Origin of the sequence: Paraburkholderia sp. BR10936, assembly GCF_040965735.1 — a bacterium.
Taxonomy (GTDB): Bacteria; Pseudomonadota; Gammaproteobacteria; order Burkholderiales; family Burkholderiaceae; genus Paraburkholderia; species Paraburkholderia nodosa_A.
In genome coordinates, this window is sequence record NZ_JBFRCM010000096.1 from 1 (window position 1) to 255 (window position 255).

Below are 255 nucleotides of genomic sequence, written 5' to 3' on the forward strand. Positions count from 1 at the left end.
GCAGCCGGATCAGTCCGAACCGGCCCTGCGCATCGAGCGCCGTGCGCAGGCCGCCTTGTTCGGTCTTCCATTCGATGTGCGAGAGGTTCTCCAGCGACTGGCCCGGCCACTCGAACGGGACCCAGTCCTCCTTCTGGTTGAAGTAGTCGAGCTCACGCCCGGACAGCATCACTTTCATGTTTGTCACGCCCGGCGTCGCGACACCGCGCAGATCAAACCGGATATGCGCGTCGCCGGACGGAAACAGCACGGTCG

Annotated in this window: 1 protein-coding gene; it reads right to left on the bottom strand. The window is 64.3% G+C overall.

Features of this window, described 5'->3' with window-relative positions:
- On the bottom strand, positions 1 to 255 hold a 255-nt coding region (locus AB4Y36_RS40575), incomplete at both ends, for a type VI secretion IcmF C-terminal domain-containing protein (protein WP_368685947.1).